At 49.9% G+C, this 20,117-nt stretch carries 21 protein-coding genes; 14 read left to right on the top strand and 7 right to left on the bottom strand.

Features of this window, described 5'->3' with window-relative positions; genetic code table 11:
* The first annotated feature begins 52 nt into the window (after positions 1–52).
* Genes leuA through leuD form a run of 4 tightly spaced genes read left to right on the top strand, consistent with a single transcriptional unit; the run spans position 53 to position 4,734 of the window.
* Complete coding sequence (gene leuA / locus WFO70_RS13990; RefSeq protein ID WP_337016900.1) at positions 53–1,624, top strand: 2-isopropylmalate synthase; 1,572 nt, start codon at positions 53–55, stop codon at positions 1,622–1,624.
* The gene (gene leuB / locus WFO70_RS13985) at positions 1,624–2,715 is read left to right on the top strand and encodes a 3-isopropylmalate dehydrogenase (protein WP_337016899.1); all 1,092 of its coding nucleotides are present in this window, start codon (positions 1,624–1,626) and stop codon (positions 2,713–2,715) included. Before leuA ends, leuB begins: the two co-directional genes overlap by 1 nt.
* 2 nt (positions 2,716–2,717) lie before the next feature.
* On the top strand, positions 2,718–4,118 hold the full coding sequence (leuC, locus tag WFO70_RS13980; protein ID WP_337016898.1) for a 3-isopropylmalate dehydratase large subunit: 1,401 nt from the start codon (positions 2,718–2,720) through the stop codon (positions 4,116–4,118).
* Between the two features lie 10 nt (positions 4,119–4,128).
* Entirely contained in the window at positions 4,129–4,734 is a 606-nt protein-coding gene (gene leuD / locus WFO70_RS13975) for a 3-isopropylmalate dehydratase small subunit (RefSeq protein WP_337016897.1), read from the top strand.
* 89 nt (positions 4,735–4,823) lie between these two features.
* Here leuD and WFO70_RS13970 read toward each other — a convergent pair whose 3' ends face one another.
* Positions 4,824–4,976, bottom strand: a complete 153-nt coding sequence (locus tag WFO70_RS13970) for a Hok/Gef family protein (RefSeq protein ID WP_142488218.1) — start codon at positions 4,974–4,976, stop codon at positions 4,824–4,826.
* Positions 4,977–5,427: 451 nt separating this feature from the next.
* Here WFO70_RS13970 and vapB point away from each other — a divergent pair, with 451 nt between their 5' ends.
* Both vapB and WFO70_RS13960 read left to right on the top strand, forming a co-directional pair.
* Positions 5,428–5,658 carry a type II toxin-antitoxin system VapB family antitoxin gene (vapB, locus tag WFO70_RS13965; protein WP_021314452.1) on the top strand — a complete coding sequence of 77 codons (231 nt, stop codon included), beginning with the start codon at positions 5,428–5,430 and terminating at the stop codon, positions 5,656–5,658.
* Positions 5,655–6,071 carry a PIN domain-containing protein gene (locus WFO70_RS13960; protein ID WP_021314451.1) on the top strand — a complete coding sequence of 139 codons (417 nt, stop codon included), beginning with the start codon at positions 5,655–5,657 and terminating at the stop codon, positions 6,069–6,071. Before vapB ends, WFO70_RS13960 begins: the two co-directional genes overlap by 4 nt.
* A gap of 199 nt (positions 6,072–6,270) precedes the next feature.
* Here WFO70_RS13960 and WFO70_RS13955 read toward each other — a convergent pair whose 3' ends face one another.
* Positions 6,271–7,056, bottom strand: coding sequence for an IclR family transcriptional regulator domain-containing protein (locus tag WFO70_RS13955; RefSeq protein WP_021314450.1), 786 nt, complete (start codon positions 7,054–7,056; stop codon positions 6,271–6,273).
* Positions 7,057–7,205: 149 nt separating this feature from the next.
* Here WFO70_RS13955 and WFO70_RS13950 point away from each other — a divergent pair, with 149 nt between their 5' ends.
* Entirely contained in the window at positions 7,206–8,798 is a 1,593-nt protein-coding gene (locus tag WFO70_RS13950; RefSeq protein WP_337016896.1) for an MFS transporter, read from the top strand.
* Positions 8,799–8,808: 10 nt separating this feature from the next.
* Positions 8,809–9,837, top strand: coding sequence for an HlyD family secretion protein (locus tag WFO70_RS13945; protein ID WP_337016895.1), 1,029 nt, complete (start codon positions 8,809–8,811; stop codon positions 9,835–9,837).
* Between the two features lie 253 nt (positions 9,838–10,090).
* Here the strand turns inward: WFO70_RS13945 and pdxR are convergent, their stop codons facing one another.
* Entirely contained in the window at positions 10,091–11,470 is a 1,380-nt protein-coding gene (gene pdxR, locus WFO70_RS13940; RefSeq protein ID WP_337016894.1) for a MocR-like pyridoxine biosynthesis transcription factor PdxR, read from the bottom strand.
* A 109-nt stretch (positions 11,471–11,579) separates the two neighbouring features.
* Between pdxR and WFO70_RS13935 the strand changes: the two genes are divergently transcribed.
* From WFO70_RS13935 to WFO70_RS13925, 3 genes are read left to right on the top strand one after another with little or no spacing between them, the layout of a single operon-like run.
* The gene (locus tag WFO70_RS13935) at positions 11,580–12,005 is read left to right on the top strand and encodes a GNAT family N-acetyltransferase (protein WP_337016893.1); all 426 of its coding nucleotides are present in this window, start codon (positions 11,580–11,582) and stop codon (positions 12,003–12,005) included.
* A gap of 8 nt (positions 12,006–12,013) precedes the next feature.
* Complete coding sequence (locus WFO70_RS13930; protein ID WP_021314445.1) at positions 12,014–12,622, top strand: NAD(P)H-dependent oxidoreductase; 609 nt, start codon at positions 12,014–12,016, stop codon at positions 12,620–12,622.
* A 15-nt stretch (positions 12,623–12,637) separates the two neighbouring features.
* Complete coding sequence (locus WFO70_RS13925) at positions 12,638–13,117, top strand: carboxymuconolactone decarboxylase family protein (RefSeq protein ID WP_021314444.1); 480 nt, start codon at positions 12,638–12,640, stop codon at positions 13,115–13,117.
* A gap of 246 nt (positions 13,118–13,363) precedes the next feature.
* On the opposite strand, the gene WFO70_RS13920 is transcribed toward WFO70_RS13925, so the two are convergent.
* Both WFO70_RS13920 and WFO70_RS13915 read right to left on the bottom strand, forming a co-directional pair.
* Entirely contained in the window at positions 13,364–13,813 is a 450-nt protein-coding gene (locus tag WFO70_RS13920) for a carboxymuconolactone decarboxylase family protein (protein WP_021314443.1), read from the bottom strand.
* Between the two features lie 580 nt (positions 13,814–14,393).
* Complete coding sequence (locus tag WFO70_RS13915; RefSeq protein ID WP_325937955.1) at positions 14,394–15,293, bottom strand: LysR family transcriptional regulator; 900 nt, start codon at positions 15,291–15,293, stop codon at positions 14,394–14,396.
* A gap of 98 nt (positions 15,294–15,391) precedes the next feature.
* Between WFO70_RS13915 and WFO70_RS13910 the strand changes: the two genes are divergently transcribed.
* From WFO70_RS13910 to WFO70_RS13900, 3 genes are all read left to right on the top strand, one after another.
* Complete coding sequence (locus WFO70_RS13910) at positions 15,392–16,114, top strand: SDR family oxidoreductase (RefSeq protein WP_021314440.1); 723 nt, start codon at positions 15,392–15,394, stop codon at positions 16,112–16,114.
* 238 nt (positions 16,115–16,352) lie between these two features.
* On the top strand, positions 16,353–16,574 hold the full coding sequence (locus tag WFO70_RS13905) for a hypothetical protein (RefSeq protein WP_337016892.1): 222 nt from the start codon (positions 16,353–16,355) through the stop codon (positions 16,572–16,574).
* A 115-nt stretch (positions 16,575–16,689) separates the two neighbouring features.
* Positions 16,690–16,935 carry an Atu4866 domain-containing protein gene (locus tag WFO70_RS13900; protein ID WP_021314438.1) on the top strand — a complete coding sequence of 82 codons (246 nt, stop codon included), beginning with the start codon at positions 16,690–16,692 and terminating at the stop codon, positions 16,933–16,935.
* A 435-nt stretch (positions 16,936–17,370) separates the two neighbouring features.
* Here the strand turns inward: WFO70_RS13900 and WFO70_RS13895 are convergent.
* Positions 17,371–18,740 (bottom strand): IS3 family transposase gene (locus WFO70_RS13895; protein WP_337016891.1). Its coding sequence is split into 2 segments (ribosomal slippage): positions 17,371–18,257 and positions 18,257–18,740, totalling 1,371 coding nucleotides; the frame shifts between segments, so codons are not numbered across the junction.
* 164 nt (positions 18,741–18,904) lie between these two features.
* Positions 18,905–20,110, bottom strand: coding sequence for a sugar efflux transporter (locus WFO70_RS13890; protein WP_337016890.1), 1,206 nt, complete (start codon positions 20,108–20,110; stop codon positions 18,905–18,907).
* Between the last annotated feature and the right edge of the window lie 7 nt (positions 20,111–20,117).

The raw sequence follows: 20,117 nt of genomic DNA, 5'->3' as shown, positions 1-20,117 counted from the left end.
GGTTTTTTTATGCTCGTAGCAAGGCGCCCAAATTCAGACAAGGACCTAACCCATGAGCCAGCAAGTCATTATTTTCGATACGACCTTACGTGACGGTGAACAGGCATTACAGGCAAGCCTGAGCGTTAAAGAGAAATTGCAGATTGCTCTGGCCCTTGAACGTATGGGCGTAGACGTAATGGAGGTCGGCTTCCCGGTCTCTTCTCCGGGTGATTTTGAATCCGTTCAGACCATTGCCCGCACCATCAAAAACAGCCGTGTGTGCGCCCTGGCGCGCTGCGTCGAGAAGGACATCGATGTGGCCGCTGAGTCGCTGAAAGTCGCTGAAGCCTTCCGAATTCATACCTTTATTGCTACCTCGCCAATGCACATCGCCACCAAGCTGCGCAGCACGCTGGATGAGGTGATTGAGCGCTCCATCTATATGGTGAAACGCGCCCGTAATTACACCGATGACGTTGAATTCTCGTGTGAAGACGCAGGCCGTACGCCAATCGAAGATTTGGCCCGTGTGGTTGAAGCGGCTATCCGTGCCGGTGCCACCACTATCAACATCCCGGACACCGTCGGCTACACCATGCCGTTCGAGTTCTCCAACATCATTACCGGGCTGTATGAGCGCGTGCCTAACATTGATAAAGCGATTATCTCCGTTCACACCCATGACGATTTGGGCCTGGCGGTGGGTAACGCGATTGCAGCCGTCCACGCCGGTGCGCGTCAGGTTGAAGGTGCCATGAACGGTATCGGTGAGCGCGCGGGTAACTGTTCGCTGGAAGAAGTGATCATGGCGATCAAAGTGCGCAAAGACATCATGAATGTGCAGACCCGCATTAATCACCACGAAATCTGGCGCACCAGCCAGACCGTCAGCCAGATTTGCAACATGCCGGTCCCGGCGAACAAAGCGATTGTGGGTACGGGTGCCTTCGCCCACTCCTCTGGGATCCACCAGGATGGCGTGCTGAAGAACCGCGAAAACTACGAGATCATGACCCCGGAATCCATCGGTCTGAATCAGGTGCAGTTGAACCTGACCTCCCGCTCTGGCCGCGCCGCGGTAAAACACCGCATGGAAGAGATGGGTTATAAAGAGACTGATTACAACATGGATCACCTGTATGACGCCTTCCTGAAGCTGGCCGATAAGAAAGGTCAGGTCTTTGATTACGATTTGGAAGCGCTGGCGTTTATCAACAAGCAGCAGGAAGAGCCAGAGCATTTCCGTCTGGACTACTTCAGCGTGCAGTCAGGTTCAAGCGATATCGCCACCGCCTCCGTCAAGCTGGCCTGCGGCGATGAGATCAAAGCCGAAGCCGCCAACGGCAACGGTCCGGTTGATGCCATTTATCAGGCCATTAACCGCGTCACTGACTACGACGTTGAGTTGGTCAAATATGACCTGACGGCCAAAGGCCAGGGCAAAAACGCGCTGGGCCAGGTTGATATCGTGGTCAACTACAACGGTCGTCGCTTCCACGGCGTGGGTCTGGCGACCGATATAGTCGAGTCCTCCGCCAAAGCGATGGTCCACGTTCTGAACAACATCTGGCGCGCCGCCGAAGTGGAAAAAGAGTTGCAACGCAAAGCTCAGAATAAAGAGAACAATAAGGAAACCGTGTAATGTCGAAGAATTACCATATTGCTGTGTTACCGGGCGACGGAATTGGCCCTGAAGTGATGGCACAGGCGCTGAAGGTTCTGGAAGCGATCCGTACCCGTTTTGCGATGAAAATTACCACCAGCCACTACGATGTGGGCGGTATCGCCATTGATAATCACGGCACGCCGTTGCCGCAGGCGACCGTGACCGGCTGTGAGAATGCCGACGCGGTGCTGTTTGGCTCCGTGGGTGGCCCAAAGTGGGAACACCTGCCGCCGGCTGAGCAGCCTGAGCGCGGCGCGCTGCTGCCGTTGCGTAAACATTTCAAGCTGTTCAGCAACCTGCGTCCGGCGAAGCTGTACCAGGGGCTGGAAGAGTTTTGCCCGCTGCGCGCCGATATCGCTGCCAACGGTTTCGACATTCTGTGCGTGCGCGAGCTGACCGGCGGCATCTACTTTGGTCAGCCGAAAGGCCGCGAAGGCAGCGGTCAGCACGAAAAAGCCTTTGATACCGAGGTGTATCACCGTTTTGAAATTGAACGTATCGCCCGTATCGCCTTCGAGTCTGCCCGCAAGCGCGGCCATAAAGTTACCTCGATCGATAAAGCGAACGTCCTGCAATCCTCGATCCTGTGGCGCGAAATCGTCAATGAAATCGCCCGGGAATACCCGGACGTGCAGCTGTCGCATATGTATATCGACAATGCCACCATGCAGTTGATTAAAGATCCGTCCCAGTTCGACGTGCTGCTCTGCTCCAACCTCTTCGGGGACATTCTCTCTGATGAGTGCGCGATGATCACCGGCTCGATGGGGATGCTGCCGTCCGCCAGCCTGAATGAAGAAGGCTTTGGCCTGTACGAACCGGCAGGCGGTTCAGCCCCGGATATCGCGGGCAAGAACATTGCTAACCCGATCGCACAGATCCTCTCCCTGGCGCTGCTGCTGCGCTACAGCCTGGATGCTAACGACGCGGCGACGGCGATTGAAGACGCCATCAACCGTGCGCTGGAAGAAGGCATTCGCACCGGGGATTTGGCCCGTGGCGCTGCTGCTGTTACTACCGATGAAATGGGTGACATCATCGCCCGCTATGTCGCTGAAGGGGTGTAATCATGGCGAAGACGTTGTACGAAAAGTTGTTTGATGCGCACGTGGTCTTCGAAGCGCCGAACGAAACCCCACTGCTCTATATTGACCGTCACCTGGTGCATGAAGTGACCTCGCCGCAGGCGTTTGATGGCCTGCGCGCGCATCATCGTCCAGTGCGTCAGCCAGGCAAAACCTTTGCGACGATGGACCATAACGTCTCGACGCAGACTAAAGACATCAACGCCTCCGGTGAGATGGCGCGCATTCAGATGCAGGAGCTGATCAAGAACTGCAACGAGTTTGGCGTAGAACTGTACGACCTGAACCACCCGTATCAGGGCATTGTCCACGTGATGGGGCCAGAGCAGGGCATCACCCTGCCGGGCATGACCATCGTCTGCGGCGACTCTCATACCGCCACCCATGGCGCCTTTGGCGCGCTGGCGTTCGGGATTGGTACCTCAGAAGTGGAACACGTGCTGGCGACGCAGACCCTGAAGCAGGGCCGCGCGAAGACCATGAAGATTGAAGTCACCGGCCAGGCCGCACCAGGCATCACCGCCAAAGATATCGTGCTGGCGATCATCGGTAAAACCGGCAGCGCTGGCGGTACCGGTCACGTGGTGGAGTTCTGCGGCAGTGCGATCCAGGCTCTGAGCATGGAAGGCCGTATGACCCTGTGCAACATGGCCATTGAGATGGGTGCCAAAGCCGGTCTGGTCGCCCCGGATGAGATCACCTTCGCCTATGTGAAGGATCGTCTGCACGCTCCGAAAGGCCAGCACTACGACGATGCAGTCGCTTACTGGAAAACCCTGAAAACGGACGAAGGCGCGCAGTTTGACACCGTGGTGACCCTGCAGGCCGAGGCCATCGCGCCGCAGGTGACCTGGGGCACTAACCCCGGCCAGGTGATCTCCGTTAACGACAGCATTCCTGACCCGGCCTCGTTCGTCGATCCGGTTGAGCGTGCCAGCGCAGAAAAAGCGCTGGCCTATATGGGGCTGAAACCGGGCGTGCCTTTGACCGACGTGGCGATTGATAAAGTGTTTATCGGCTCCTGCACCAACTCGCGTATCGAAGATTTGCGCGCGGCGGCAGAAGTGGCGAAAGGCCGTAAAGTGGCCCCGGGGGTACAGGCGCTGGTGGTACCCGGCTCCGGCCCGGTAAAAGCCCAGGCGGAAGCCGAAGGACTGGATAAGATTTTCATTGAAGCAGGTTTTGAATGGCGTCTGCCTGGTTGCTCCATGTGTCTGGCCATGAATAACGACCGCCTGAACCCGGGCGAGCGCTGTGCCTCCACCAGCAACCGTAACTTTGAAGGCCGTCAGGGCCGCGGTGGGCGCACTCATCTGGTCAGCCCGGCGATGGCCGCCGCTGCGGCAGTCACCGGCCATTTTGCCGATATTCGCAGCCTGAAATAAGGAGACCATCATGGCAGAGAAATTTACCCAACATACTGGCCTGGTGGTCCCACTGGACGCGGCCAACGTCGATACCGACGCCATTATCCCGAAGCAGTTTTTGCAGAAGGTCACCCGCACCGGTTTTGGCGCCCATCTGTTTAACGACTGGCGTTTTCTGGATGACAAAGGCGAAGTGCCGAATCCGGAATTCGTGTTGAACTTCCCTGAGTTCAAAGGCGCGTCGATCCTGCTGGCGCGGGAAAACTTCGGCTGCGGCTCCTCCCGTGAGCACGCCCCCTGGGCCCTGACCGACTACGGTTTCAAAGTGGTGATTGCACCGAGCTTTGCCGATATCTTCTACGGCAACAGCTTTAACAACCAGCTGCTGCCGGTGACCTTAAGCGATGAGCAGGTCGACGAGCTGTTTGCGCTGGTGCAGAGCCAGCCGGGGATTCGCTTTGTGGTTGATCTGGAAGCACAGGAAGTGAAAGCCGGGGATAAAACCTATAGCTTTAACATCGATGCGTTCCGTCGCCACTGCATGATTAACGGCCTGGACAGCATCGGGCTGACGCTGCAGCACGAAGACGCGATTGCGGCCTACGAGAATAAACAGCCGGCCTTTATGAGTTAATTTAATGGCCCGCAAAGCGGGCCATTAAAAAGGTGCCTGAGCCAACCAACCCCTCTGGAAAGGCGGGGAAAGATTTCCCCGTCCTCGCCTTAACGTTTCACTTCACAAGCTAACACTGCCGCCAGCTCTGTATGGTCCTGTCTGAATCGCAGCTCACACAGTGAGTCGCGAACCATCCAGGTGAAGATCAATAACGTCATACAGATCATCAACAAACCTAACAGCAGAGTACGTTTTGGCATTCCAGCCTCCTTATTGCTTTCCAGCGATGAAGAGGCTACCCTCATAGGGTCAAGTATGTTTGTTGGGTAGCCTCACATTGTACTGACCCCCAAAAGTTGGACAGAATAATCGAGGCATCTCAGAAAGAGTCCATGGAATACATGGGCTCTTTTTTGTTTCCTGCAAAAGCTAAATAAATCCTTCCACAGCCAAATTATCCATTCAGCTGCTTCTTACTCCATGCATTTCCCTGACTCTGCAATTACCTGTACTGCACCAGTTAGTTGAGCAAGATCCGAATCTGGTTATTCAGATCTTAGGTGAAGAAAAGATTAATTGATGTATGTAGAGCATTTTTCCATGCACCGCATGTGCGCTTCTATCACTCCGAGGTAGTCACATCTATACATATGCCCAACATCTACCTATACTTTGCATATGCTTTAAGGCTAACCTATCAGGAGAAATACTATGAGAACCGTATCGATATTTAAAAACGGCAATAATCGTGCTATCCGTCTGCCCCGAGACCTGGATTTTGAGGGAGTGAGTGAACTGGAGATCGTCCGGGAAGGTGATAGCATCATCCTTCGTCCCGTTCGCCCAACATGGGGTTCGTTTACTCAGCTCGAAAAAGCCGATTCAGACTTTATGGCCGAGCGCGGTGATGTTGTCAGCGATGAAGGACGGTTTGACCTGTGATCAAGACCTATATGCTGGACACCAACATTTGCTCGTTCATCATGCGTGAGCAGCCGGAAGCTGTCATTAAACGGCTGGAGCAGGCAGTGCTGCGGAATCACCGCATCGTGGTTTCGGCCATTACTTATGCAGAGATGCGTTTCGGTGCGATCGGAAAGAAGGCATCTCCCCGCCACGGCCTGCTTGTCGAAGCTTTCTGCGCCCGCCTCGATGCAATCCTCGCCTGGGACCGCGCCGCGGTGGACGCAACCACGGAGATTAAAGCCGCGCTGACTGCGGCCGGGACGCCAATCGGTCCGAACGACATGGCGATTGCCGGGCATGCCATCGCCGCCGGTGCCGTACTGGTGACGAACAACGTGAGAGAGTTTGAGCGTGTGCCTGGCCTGATCCTGGAAGACTGGGCTAATTGACGGCAGAAAGAATCCTGAAAAATTGTAACGTCCGCTTTGTGCCAAAAGCGGAAGTAGCTAACAGTACTTAGTGTTGATCAACGGGAAGCTGGTCAACTCCATTACTAACTGATCGTTGTATCTAATATTGGGGCAGGCCGGGCCGGACTGTGCAAGCTGCTTAACAAATTTCGTTGAGAACACTTATTCCTGTTGTTAGTTATTCTCCTACCGAAATTGTTCTTCCAATTTCATTAACTATCGCCTCCTTGCATTGCATGAGTTCTTTCCGATAAAAGGTTTCATGTTTATGGAAACGTGCCGCTGGAACTAATAATGAGATAGAAAAACGACCAAAAAGTGTGTCTAACGCTACTGCTATCGTGCAGACGCCCTCAAGAGTTTCACCCAGATCTATAGCCAGCCCATTAGCACGAACATCGGCGATCAGCTCCAGAAGCTGTGGAAGAGTTTTAACTGTCATTCCGGTTAGATCTTCATAGGCATCGCCTACCAGTATGCGGACATCTTCATCACTTTCCATAGCCAGTAACACCCGACCGCCGGAAGTACTGTAGAGCGGCAAATTAAGTCCAATACGAGGTACAACACGTAATTCACGGGATGCTACAACGTAATGGACGATTGCCAGCTGGGTACCACTGGCACGTGCCAGGGTCACTGTTTCATTAATATTGGCCGAAAGCTGCTCCAGGAAGGGACGTACAAGATCCACTACATCGCTGTGCACACTGGAAATAAGTTTGAGTAGTGCTGGTCCCAGACGCAGACCACCTACACCGCTGCTACGCACAAGTTGAGCACTGTCTAAGGCCGCGACAATACGCTGCACCGTTGAACGAGGGAGAGCAACCTCCTGCGCAATTTCCCCCAGACTCATGCCGCCAGGGTGTTTACCCAGCACATTCAAAATTGCAGCTGCGCGGGCGATAACCTGAATCCCGCCGGGTTTTTCATCCTCAAAGCTTGAAGCATTAACGGCCATATAGAGCTCCTTATTGTCCGGTGACGGGCAGCCTGTTACCTCAGTTCATGTATTAATTATCACATTGCAACGGACGCTCTCGCAATGTAAGATGCCACACTGTACCACAATACGGTACACCGTACCGATTTAATGCACGAGAACATTGTATGAATGCACAGCGTTCTACCCCACCCTCGACCCCTTTTACCTGGCGCCTTGCATTGGGGTTTGTGGGGGTACTGATTGCAGCCTTGACCTCTGGGCTTAATGGTCGGGTTATAGATATAGCGCTTGCAGATGTGCGTGCCGGAGTTGGCGTGACTTATGATCAAGCCAGTTGGTTCACATCTGCCTACCAGGCCGCGGAAGTAGTGGCGATGATGATCGCACCATGGTTTGCTGTGACTTTTTCGCTGCGTAAATTGGCTCTTGGTTGCGCTGGCGGTTTTATGGTTTGCGGCATACTTTTACCCTTACTACCGAACGCGCAGTTGTTTATTCTCTTGCGAACGATACAGGGCCTGTTTAGCGGCGCACTTCCTCCCTTACTCATGACTGTGGCGCTACGTTTTCTGCCACCATCTATAAAACTTTATGGACTGGGAGCTTATGCTCTGACTGCGACTTTTGGTCCAAATGTGGCACCTTCACTGGCGGCATTCTGGACAGATGAAGTGAGCTGGATGTTCATGTTCTGGCAAGTGGTCCCCGCCATTTTGATTTCGATGATATTTATTGGCTGGGGTTTGCCGCAGGACCCGATTTATCTCGACCGATTTAAACAGATCGACCTGTTCGGTATGCTTACCGGCTGTTCTGGTATGGCGTTTTTAATAATCGCCATCACTCAGGGTGGACGTCTGGACTGGTTTGAATCGCCGTTATTTAATTGTCTGTTATCCAGCGCCATCGTGTGCCTGGTGATTTTTCTGATTAATGAATGGTTTCATCCCCTCCCTTTGTTCAAATTACAGATGCTGGAGAGAAGTAACTTTTCATATGGCCTGATGGCGCTCGCTGTAGTATTGGTACTGGCGCTGGCTGGCTCGGCTTTGCCGTCCAATTTCTTTGGCAAAGTAGAGGGCTTTCGAACAGCGCAATTTGCGCCGCTGGCTTTGACCATTGGGCTCCCTCAGTTAATTATCACCCCACTTGTTGCCGCACTGCTTAGTCTGCGCTGGGTTGATTGTCGCTGGCTGATAGCTTTCGGGATTGCTCTGATGATTTTCGCCAGCCTGATGGGTATGCAGATAACCAGCGACTGGGCACGCCAGAATTTCTGGGCCATACAGGTTCTGCAGGCGATTGGATTACCGTCAATTATTTTACCGTTGCTTATGAGCGCAACCAGCGTTGTGGCTCCCCCGGAAGGACATTATGCCTCTGCTATGTTCAATACCGTACGGGGTTTTTCAAGCATCGCTGCTGGCGTTTTAGTGGAATGGTTTATAAACCACAGAGAACAATTTCATTCTAATGTTCTGGTCAATAACGTAGCCAACCGCCCATGGTTGATATCGACACCGGCCAGTGAGCAGGCCAGCAGTAACATCCCTTTATTACACGACGGCAGCATCAGCAACACCGAGAACATCGCGGGATTTATCACCTTATTGAAACATCAGGCAATTGTTCTGAGTCTGGGCGACAGCTATCTGCTGATGACTGGCTTTGCCGTCCTTCTGTTATTGCTCACCGTCTGGCTACCAAAACGTGTCTGGCCGCCCCAGACACGCTTTCAACCTGCCATGACAAAATAGAGGTGGTTAAATGAAATTTACTGTATCCAGAAGAACGATTCTGCTCAGCGGATCATTAATCCTGATGTTGACGATGATATTTTTCGTCTGGTCGACAATGCTGAAAAATGATACCCGTACCAATGATGCCTATGTAAATGCGGATTACACACTGGTAGCACCAAAAGTCTCGGGTTATATCAAAAATATCTATGTGGCAGATAACCAACGCGTTAAAGCAGGGCAAACACTGGCCATGCTGGATGACCGTGACTACAAAATAGCGCTTGAAATGGCGCAAGCTAATTTGCAGCTTAGTGAAGCAAAACACCTGAGCAGCCTTGCACAACTGGAGCAGCAACAATCCATTATTGCCCAGACAAAAGCGACCCTTTTAGCCAGTCAGGCGTCGGCGCAGTACGCCAGTCAGAACGCTGAACGTTTTAACAAGCTTTATCAAAGAGGTACCGTCGCTGCGGACGATCAACAAAAAGCCCATTCAACGCAGCGTTCTGCATCCGCAGTCGTTCGTCAGAACGAAGCTGCTCTGACCTCAGCAGAAAAACAGGTAGGCGTGTTGAGGGCTGCATTACGTCAGGCGGAAGCCGATGTTGCAGTCGCGCAGGCGAAAGTCAGTCAGGCGAGGCTTAATCTTTCTTATACGCGTATTGTTGCACCAGTCGATGGGATGGTAGGCCAGCGTTCGGTGCGCATCGGTGCCTACGTTAATGCAGGGACACGTCTGCTGGCCGTGGTTCCGCTACATCAAACTTACATCACTGCCAATTATCTTGAAACACAGCTGGCAAATGTTCAGCAGGGGCAGAAGGTCTTAATTAAAATTGATGCCATGCCTGGCAAAAAGTTTACTGGACATGTCGATAGTATCGCTCCTGCAACCGGCGCAACGTTTTCAGCCATCCAGCCAGACAATGCAACGGGTAACTTTACTAAAGTCGTCCAGCGTTTACCGGTGAAAATAGTGCTGGATGGTAATCAACCCGATGCAAAATTATTGCGCGTCGGGATGTCAGCCGTTCCTGAAATTGAGGTCCGCTAATATTCCAGATATACTTAAAAAACCGCTTTATTTTTGAACGCCTGGCTTATAACCGGTGTTCCCGTTATCTATACATAATTTCCTGTAGGAAATAAAGGGCACTGACACCAGGCTAACTTCATGTTACTAACGCATGTACCATCACGATCATATTTAGTCGACCCTCATTTACAGAGAGTGATCGACTAAATTTTTTTCAGGCAACAATACTGGTAAACAATAGGTTATTCTTCACGCCTGGCTATCAAAATACTTAATGCTGCATAAGCGCCAGTGTTTTTTCCTTAACCCGCTGCAAAATTTTCTTCGCCTCTTCGGTTGAACGAATATTGGTGTATCCAATGACTAATCCATAACGTTTTTGTGTCTGCGCATACCAGCTCGAGAGTGGCCGGACGTAAAGCTCGTGCTGTGTCCATAATGCAGCTAATGCAGTATCTTCAATGCCACGTTGCTGGAAGGCAACAATATGCATCCCGCCATCTGTAAGCTCAAATTCAAATAACCCTGGAAAGGTCGTTTCAATTGCTTCAAGCATCATGCGACGCCGCTGCTGGTAGAGTAAGCGCATCTTTTTTATATGCCGGTAGAAGTGCCCTTCACTAAGGAATTGTGCAAGGATTTTTTGCGGTAGTAATGGCAGGCCCGTTTCAAGGATTTCGCCCAGTTCACTGAAACGGGCTACCGTCTCCTGTGGTATTACCATATAGCCGATACGCATAGCTGGCATTATCGTTTTACTAAACGTACCGGTATAAATAACCCGGTCATGCATATCGAGACTTTTCAACGCCGGGATTACTTTTCGTGTGTAATGAAACTCTCCGTCGTAATCATCTTCGATTATCCAGCTACTGTTTTGCTGTGCCCAGGCCAGCAGCTGATGCTTACGCGGTAATGAAAGGCTAACTGCGAGCGGACTTTGATGAGTGGGTGTAACGATAGCGAAGCGTGCATCATTGTGATAGCGCTGAAGAAAATCAACATCCATGCCCTGCCGATCAACAGGTATATAGTGCAGATTGGATGCCATTCGCTTCAATAATTGCTGACCATAAAAGTAGCCAGGATCTTCAAACAGCACTTTATCGTCAGGCTGTGCAAGCACCGACAGAATTAACCGTAAGTTGGCCCGATAGCCGCTGGTAACAAAGATTTGCTCCGGTCGGCAATTCAGTCCTCTTGAAATATTGAGATAACTTGAAATGGCCTCACGTAGCGGCTGAAAGCCCATTACCGGGGGCATGAGCATTTCTTCTGGACGAAGACTTCGCGCCGCTTTTCCCGATATTAGTAACCATTTTTTATGGGGAAATTCATCCAGGGCAGGGATTCCGAGCCTCAGATCACCCTTCCTTTCAGTAACCTGAGGATTAAGTGAACAAGACGATACAGCGTTGTCTGCGCTGACCGTTGAAGTCAGCCTGAGCTCCGGATTTATATAGGTCCCCTTTGCCCCCAGACTCACGAAATAGCCTTCTCCAATAAGAATTTCATACGCGGTTTCTACCGTTTTTCGCGCTACCTGCAACTCGCTTGCTAGCGAACGAATCGAGGGAACGCGCGCTCCCGGTTTCAGAAGACCATCCTGAATCTGCTGACGATAGCGGGCATAAATCTCTTTGTACCCCATTAAATGCACCTTTAGATGTCCTACCAATTAAGTCCAATAATGGCCCTTTTTAACAAGACATACAAGATTAAGATATGGCTATTAACTAAGCCACTCAATATGAGGCGTCATGAAGATTGAACATTACGACACCGCTACTGACCTTGCCCATTGCTTTGCGCTGATGCGGGAACTACGCAGCAAACTGACGAATGAGAAACAATTTATCGCCCAGGTACAGCGCCAGCAGGCGCAAGGCTATCGGCTTGCAGGACTGGAGCAGGATGGCAAACCAATAGCGCTGGCCGGTTATCGACTGCTCGAAAATTTTATTCACGGGCAATTCTGTTACGTCGACGATCTGGTAACAGTGAGCGAGGCTCGCGGTCAGGGCATGGGTGCAACGCTGTTGAATCACTTAGCGGTAATCGCACGTGAATACGGTTGTGGTCAGATGGTCCTTGATACCGCAATTAGTAATTCAGGAGCCCAGACATTTTATCAGCGTGTCGGATACACCACCCTCGGCCTGCACTTTTATCGCGATCTCACCTGAGGAAAAAAATGATGAAACTGCTTCACATTAAAGTCAGTCCGGATTTATCAGGATCGGCATCCCGCGCGGCGTCTGAACGCCTGGTAGAAAAATTACGCGCGCATCATGCCGAGCTTGAAGAATCAGTTCTGGACCTGGCTCAACGGCCGCTACCACATCTTGATGCATTTACCATTGCTGCTTTTTTTACCCCACCAGACCTACGCAGTGAAGCTCAGCTCACCGCTATTAAGACTTCGGAACAACTGGTAGATCAGCTTTTTGATTGTGACACACTGGTTATCTCATCACCGATGTGGAACCTCGGCCTGCCTTCCGTGCTGAAGGCCTGGTTCGATCATATAACCCGCGCCGGACGAACTTTCGCCTTTACGCCAGAGGGCAAAAAAATAGGGCTAGTCAGCGGCAAAAAAGTGTATTGCGTTGTCGCCAGCGGCAGCGTATTTGCCCACGGTCCATTTGTAGCAGATGACCAGTTCACGCCCTACATTCGCGTAGCGCTTGAATATATTGGCATTACCGACGTGCAATTTATTCGGGTAGACGGCACGCATGACCCCGTCGCTCGTACTACAGCGTTACCTCATGCACTGCAAACCATTGATCGTTTATTTTAAAAAGAGGATTACAATATGTCGTCACGTGTGAATCATTTTAAAACCATTCCTGCACTGGCTAAAACACTTGCCGATGCTTCTATGGCATTAGGAAAAATCTCACTGGATAAAAAACTTAAGCACTTAGTGGATATCCGTGCCTCACAGCTGAATCATTGTGCGTTTTGTCTGGATATGCATGTTAAAGAAGCAAAAATGCATGGGGAGCGTGAACTGCGTCTTTATCACGTTGCAATCTGGCGGGAATCGCCATTGTTCAGCGCCAAAGAGAAAGCTGCTCTGGCACTGACTGAAGCGTTGACACACATTGGTGATAATGGTGTAAGCGAAGCGCTTTACAGCGAATTGCGCGAACATTTCTCTGAAGTGGAAGTATCAGAGTTAACATTCACCATTGCTGTAATCAACGCCTGGAATCGTCTCCAGATTTTATCACAGATGGCACCAGGATCGATGGATAGCGCTTACGGTCTGGATCGTGCTGAATTACATTAATAAATGTCCGTCAACAACACTTCTTGTTGGCGGCTTTATTTTTTAATTATAAGCTTACATATGTTGTAATAATCGCACACGAATAGTATTCATAGTGTATTTTTAGCCTAATATTATACATTCTTAAAAGAATATTAAGATCGATTATATTCATCGTTAGCTGTTAAAAAAGTAAAAACCGCCTTTCGGCGGTTTTTACTTTGGGGGAAATGAGTAACCAATCGCGAGAAGAAAACGAATGGTAATTTATGCCCTGGCCAGCGGCTTCATTCGAAAGCTGACGCCCATACGATTAAGTGCATTCATTGTTGCAATAACGATGGTCAAATCGACCAAATCTTTTTCACCAAATACTGAAAGTGCTGCAGAATACGCTTCATCCGAAGCATGTGTCTCACTTACTCGGGTAACTTCTTCAGCCCATGCCAGTGCCGCTTGCTCCAGATCCGAGAATAAATATGTAGCCTCCTCCCATACGGGAATCAAAACTATTTTCTCTACCGACATGCCACACTTCATAAGATCGCGGGTGTGAATATCAATACAATGCGCGCAGCCATTAATCTGAGATACTCTTAAAAAAACCAAATGTATTAACTCTTCCGGGAGATTTGTTCCTGTTGTGGCGAAATGATGCAGAGTTCCCAGTGCCTTTGAGCCTTCTGCAGATACCTGGAACCAATTTGGACGTTTCATTTGCTTTCCTTTAGAAAGTGTTATTTGATTGATTTATCTACGGAAATATGCCTCGCCTTCTTAAGAAGGGTTACTGATGGATACTTCAGTGTTAAGTCATCATAATCAAAATTGACATATAAAAAAGACACAAAGGAGAGGAAAACGCGTAGGACATGATAAAAATGGAATACCATGAAACTAATATGGGTTTAACTTTGATTCAACAATGATGATTGTTTGAATGGCCAGTTTTAGTCTTTATGCAGAAATGGCACCTGAGGGTGTGACTTAGTGAAGGCCTTCATCATTATGGTAAAAAAGGTGGAGGATACATTGTCGGAACATTCTTTCTTCTGGCTGAACTGACGATTACTAGCAGGTTTAAGCCTGGCTATCCCAAACGACAATCGACGTTCCCAGGGAAGAAATGTTTAATTCATATGTAATGAAATTCGTTCTGCACGTCTACCTCTCGCTCATTGCCGACCTTCAACTCAACTGCCTTGTCCGCTTCGTGCCAGAAGCGGACATAACATATAACTAAATGAGTCAGTCCTCAGAAAATTGGTTTACGTTACAAAGTATTTAGCGCTTACCATTAAGCATACGGTTGCCGCCATTGCCTGACATGTTCGATCAGGGCGCGTAGTTTTGGCGCTATATTCCGGCGTTGAGGAAAATACAGATAAAAGCCAGGAAAATAGGGAAGAAAATCATCAAGCATTGAAACAAGTTGACCATTTTCAATATACGGCCTGAATGTTTCCTCAGGGGCAAATGTTATACCTCCACCGGCAAGAGCCAGCCTCAGCATGAGACGCAGGTCATTAGTTGTTATTCGCGGTTCTACCGCCACGTCGAAAGCTCTCCCGTTCTCCTCAAATTCCCAGCGATAAGGAGCAACATCCGGGGAAGGACGCCAGCCGATACACTGATGATATACAAGCTCACGCGGATGAAGAGGGGCGCTACTAGCAGTGAGATAGGATGGGGACGCAACCACCATTTCACGTTGCTTTTCTGTAAGCGGGACGGCAATCATATCCTTCTCGATCACATCTCCGAGCCTTACCCCAGCATCATAACCAGCGGCCACAATATCAAATTCCTCATCTGTCACGACAATATCGATCGTCACGGCTGGATTAGCAGCCGCAAACGAGGCGATCAGCGGACCTGAAAGAAACTCTTCAGCTATGGAGGTCACCGCGATCCTCAGAAGTCCACGTGGCGTGCTGTCGGATGCAATATCTTCGAACGCAGCTTCAATGCTGGATAAAGATAATGACAGGGATGTACGCAGTCGTTCTCCCGCTTCAGTCAGGTTTACTGAACGTGTTGTCCGCATTACCAGCATTGTGCCGAAAGTATCCTCAAGCCGCCGTATTCCCTGACTAACCGCCGAGCGCGTAACCCCCAGCCGGGCTGCGGCTATGGTGAAATTACGCTCTTCAGCAACCGCGATAAAAATAGGTAAAAGATTGAGATCAATTTTCATTGTTTAATTCTGCTAACCACTGAGTCCAGTAAAAGCAGGATACTGGAACTAATCATAAAGTTCTATCATCTCTCTGAACTCAACTGAAGGAGCACATCATGGATAAAGTTATATTAATTACCGGCGCGTCAAGTGGCATTGGGGAAGGCATTGCCAGAGAGCTTGGAAAGGCAGGTGCGAAAGTGCTATTAGGGGCGCGCAGACTGGATCGTATCGAAGCCATTGCAGCAGAAATCCGCAGCGCCGACGGTATGGCTGAAGCGCGTGAGCTGGATGTCACAAATAGACTGTCCATGGCTCATTTCGTGCAGTCAGCGCTTGATAACTGGGGGCGTGTTGACGTTCTGATTAACAATGCGGGCATCATGCCACTTTCACCGCTTGCGGCCGGCAAACAGGATGAATGGGAACGTACGATTGACGTTAACATCAAGGGCGTGCTGTGGGGAATTGGGGCTGTGCTTCCAGTGATGGAAGCTCAGGGTTCTGGTCAGATAATTAACCTTGGCTCTATCGGTGCCCTTTCAGTTGTGCCTACAGCTGCCGTCTATTGCGCCTCTAAGTTCGCAGTACGCGCTATTTCCGATGGTTTACGACAGGAAAGCTCGAAAATCCGCGTGACCTGCGTTAATCCCGGCGTTGTAGAAAGTGAACTCGCCTCAACCATCACCCATGCGGAAACCATGGCGGTGATGGATGCATACCGTTCTGTTGCACTTAAACCCGCTGATATTGCCCGTGCCGTACGACATGTCATTGAGGCTCCGGAAAGCGTTGATACAACAGAAATAACCATCAGACCGACAGCATCCGCAAACTAAAGCGTATGACAGCGGGATGAAGTAAATCTCTGCAATCATTATTTATTTAATGCCTCTGGAACAAGAACTGCTGATGAAATGATAACTTGCATGACAATTGTTAATTCATTACGTCATTCTTAACCGACAGCAAGACTGTATTAATTACAGAAGCCAAGCTGGCACAGGGAATAAATTTAAATTATATTATTCCCTTTTTTTTAAAAATCATCTCTTATCTATTAACAGGAAAATCACCATGAATATTATCCATCGCTTGACTGCAGCAACATTTCTGTCTTTATTATCTTTCAGCCCTATGGCCCAGATTGTTACGGCAGTAGATTCAACCATTGAGGGTGCTGAGGAAAAAATTTCCACACAGGCATCTAAAGAGGGGAAATCATATGAAATTCTTGGAGCCTCTTTTAAAAACAGGGTTTATATGACGGCAGAGTTAACCCCTGTTAATAACAAATAATACGCTCATATTCGCCGGTAATTTCTCTTAACCGGCATTACTCAAAATGAGTCGTGATTTCACATACCAATACGATAGTTTATCTCTAACAAATATACATGACATCAGGAACCATATGAAAGAACAGCATACTTATACAGGCCTCTGGATTACCAAAGATGGATTCATTTGCCATGAGCTATTACCTAATGGGCGTTACGATGAAGCACGTGGCACAAAACCTCATGCTTATCAGGGCGACTACGACATTCGTGAAAACAGGATCTACTATCAGGACGATACCGGTTTTACAGCTGATGGTACTTTTGTCAGTAATGACGAACTTCATCACGCGGGTATGGTGCTTTTCCGGTATAAATAAATAGTGCACTACCTATAGAAATTAGCAAGATAAAGCCTTGATCATCAAAAGGCACTTTGTCGACTAATAATTATTATTACTTTGCCAATGAATTGCCTGTCAAAAAGCGATAATTTTTAAAGGTGTTCAATGACAATATAGATACTTATTTATAATTCTTAAATTAACGTTATAGTAATTACTCAAGGCTGTAAAAGTTATCTCCGTAGCAGGATTTATTGCGCTCCTACACCTAGGAGGCGTTATACCTCATAGTCAGGCAGTGTCCGCTTCTCGCTCATAGCGGACATATACCCCATTCATGTCAGCCGTTGTGCAGGCTTAAGAACTGGATGGCTTCTTTAACACCATCATCAGAAATATAAATAGCCTGCGCAAGTTGATTACGCCTTGTCATCAGTTACTTTATGGTGCTTATTAACGAAAATCACCATGTCAAATTCGTAGCGGGTAGGTCTTCAGGCGGTATTCAACCGGGCTGAGGCCGTTAAATTTCAGGCTTATTCGCCGCGTGTTGTAGTACCGAATGTAATCCTCAAGAACGACCTTAAGTTCGTCGACATCGTTAAATTTACGGGTGTAAAAGCATTCTGATTTTAACGTCCCGAAAAAGCACTCAGCGCAGGCATTATCCAGACAATTCCCTTTGCGGGACATACTTTGCAGAACTCCGAACTTCCGCAACTGATACTGATACCACCGATGCCGGTATTGCCAGCCCTGATCTGAGTGAAGAACTGGCGTGCTGTCTGCGTCCATTCTGGCGAATGCCTTAATCAACATATCGTCAATCATCGGCATTGTCGGGCGTTCTGAAATACTGTAGGAAATCACTTCGTTATTGAAGAGATCGATGATTGGAGAAAGATAAAGTTTACGGCCGTTGACAGCGAACTCCGTGACGTCTGTTACCCATTTTTCATTGGGCCGGCTGGCTTTGAAGTTTCGTTGCAGGAGATTGTCAGCAGCACACCCACGTTCGTCACGCCAGGAGGTGTAGCGCTTTACTTTGATAGCTGCTTTTAGGTCAAGGCCATTCATCAGGCGTTGAACCACCTTATGGTTGATTACTCCTCCCTCTCTTCTGAGCGCCAGCGTTACCCGTCGATAGCCATAGCGGCCCTGGTTTTCATCATATATCTCGCTGATTCGACGATTTATTTCATCGTATTTTCCCGGAGACCGAAGCGCCTTGAGATGATAGTAAAACGTGCTCCGGGATATCCGGGCGGTACTCAGCAGCTGATCAAGCGGGTAATGTTGCCTTAGTTCGTCAACAACACGAACTTTATCTCTTACCGAACTAAGGCTTTCAGCTTTTGAAGATAAAGTATCTGTAATTCAAGACGTTTGACCTTCCTTTCCAGCTCATGAATCCGTTGCTCTTTTGATCGTTCCTCTGCTGCTTCAATAAGTTCAGGGTGTTCAGCCATGTAAGATACCCTTTTTGTGCCTACCTTGAGTGAGCGAAGCCCTTCTTCACCCTGCTCTTTGTACACTTTTAACCATTTGGCGACAGATGATGCACCTGCAACATTGAATTTAGTCGCGGCCTGTGTCTGAGATATCTGACCGGATAGCACCGCTTTCACAGCTTCAATTCTGATTTCAGGATCGATGGATACGCCCTTATCTCTGGGTTTTAGTCCCTCTTCACCATAAGCATCATAGGCTGCAACCCAGATTCTCACCTGGGTTCTGGGAACGTTGAAACGGGCTGAAGTTAACCGATAGCCTTCATCGCTAGCAAGATAGTGCATAACGACTTCGAGGCGTTCTTCGAGGGTATATTTACGTCCGGGCATGGGACTCTCCAGTTTGAGAGTCCAACTAAATGGGTGCAGTGCACATCAATGTTAAGTTGAGTGGGGCTTTCTTCTGTCTACCCTTCCAGCAATGCTTCAGGCAGACAGCCTCAAGCACCCGCGTGAACTCTATGCGTAATCCGTCCTGCTGTCAGAATGGGCTCTCATTTCGTGAAGCCGCCTTCCAGAATTTCACTCTCTTTTACCCGCCAGGTCAGAACCAGCGCCACCAGCGAAATCGCCGCGATAACCCAGTACACCACGTAATGACCGTAGCTTTGCGCCAGCGCGCCCTGGATAATCCCGGCCAGAATCACCCCGGTTGAAATACTGTTGGTAAACAGGGTGGTAGCTGAACCTGCACGCCCCGGCATCAGATCCTGGAACCAGAGCATGCCAATTCCGGCGACAATGCCAATAAAGACCGCGTTAAACAGCTGCAGGGCAAGTAACGCTTCGCGGCTGTGAAAGAGGATCAGCCCCAGATAAAACAGCACGCCCGCCGCTACCGCAATTACCATCATCCGCCGTTTACCAAAGTGTTTGACGTAATATCCGGCGAGGATCATCGCCGGGATTTCCAGCCCGGCGGCGGTGCCCATTAAGATCCCGGCCAGCTTGTCCGGCAAGCCCAGATCGCTGCTGATCCACAGCGGCATGTCGATGATGTACATGGTGTTGCAGGTCCACATCAGGGTAGAGGCGATAAACAGCCTGCGGACATTTTTGTTTTTCCAGCCGCTGATCTGGGTCACCGGTATCGCGCCTGCGGCGTCCACCCGGGCAACGGAGGGCAGCGCGAAGGCAATCAGGCCGAGGCTAAGGGCAAAAATAGCGGCGGCAATGGAGAACATGGCGGTAAAGCCATAGTTAAGCGCCAGCATAAAGGCCAGCGGCGGGCCGATGACCCACGCCAGCGAAAGCTGGGCCCGCATCACCGAGCTGAACATCACCACTTCCCGCGCGGAGCTGTCGGCATATTCCCGCGCCAGGGCAAACAGCTGCGGCATGGCGGTATTGGCCAGCGAAGCCAGCAGCACGCCGCAGGTGAGTAAGGTCAGATAGTGACGATTAAAGGCGAACAGCAGCGCGTTGCCGATCGCCATCGCACAGCAAAAGAGGATCAGCTTGCGGCGGTCGCCCTGGCTGTCCGATCGCTTCGCCAGCCACAGGCTGACCAGGATCCCGGCGACGGCGTTGACGGTATAAAAAATCCCCACCCAGAAGGGCTGGGCCCCCACCTCACGGCTCAGGAACAGGCTCAGGGTCGGGGCCTGCAGCGCACCGGCGACGCCCATCATAAAAGCCACCATTAAAAAGGCAGCATAAACACCGTTGAGACGGCGTCCCATCGTCATTAACCAGAGCATTACCTGT

The sequence above is a fragment of the Leclercia sp. AS011 genome, assembly GCF_037152535.1.
Classification (GTDB): Bacteria; Pseudomonadota; Gammaproteobacteria; order Enterobacterales; family Enterobacteriaceae; genus Enterobacter.
The sequence above is the reverse complement of the archived record's forward strand: the minus strand, read 5'-3'. Positions and strand labels throughout refer to the sequence as shown.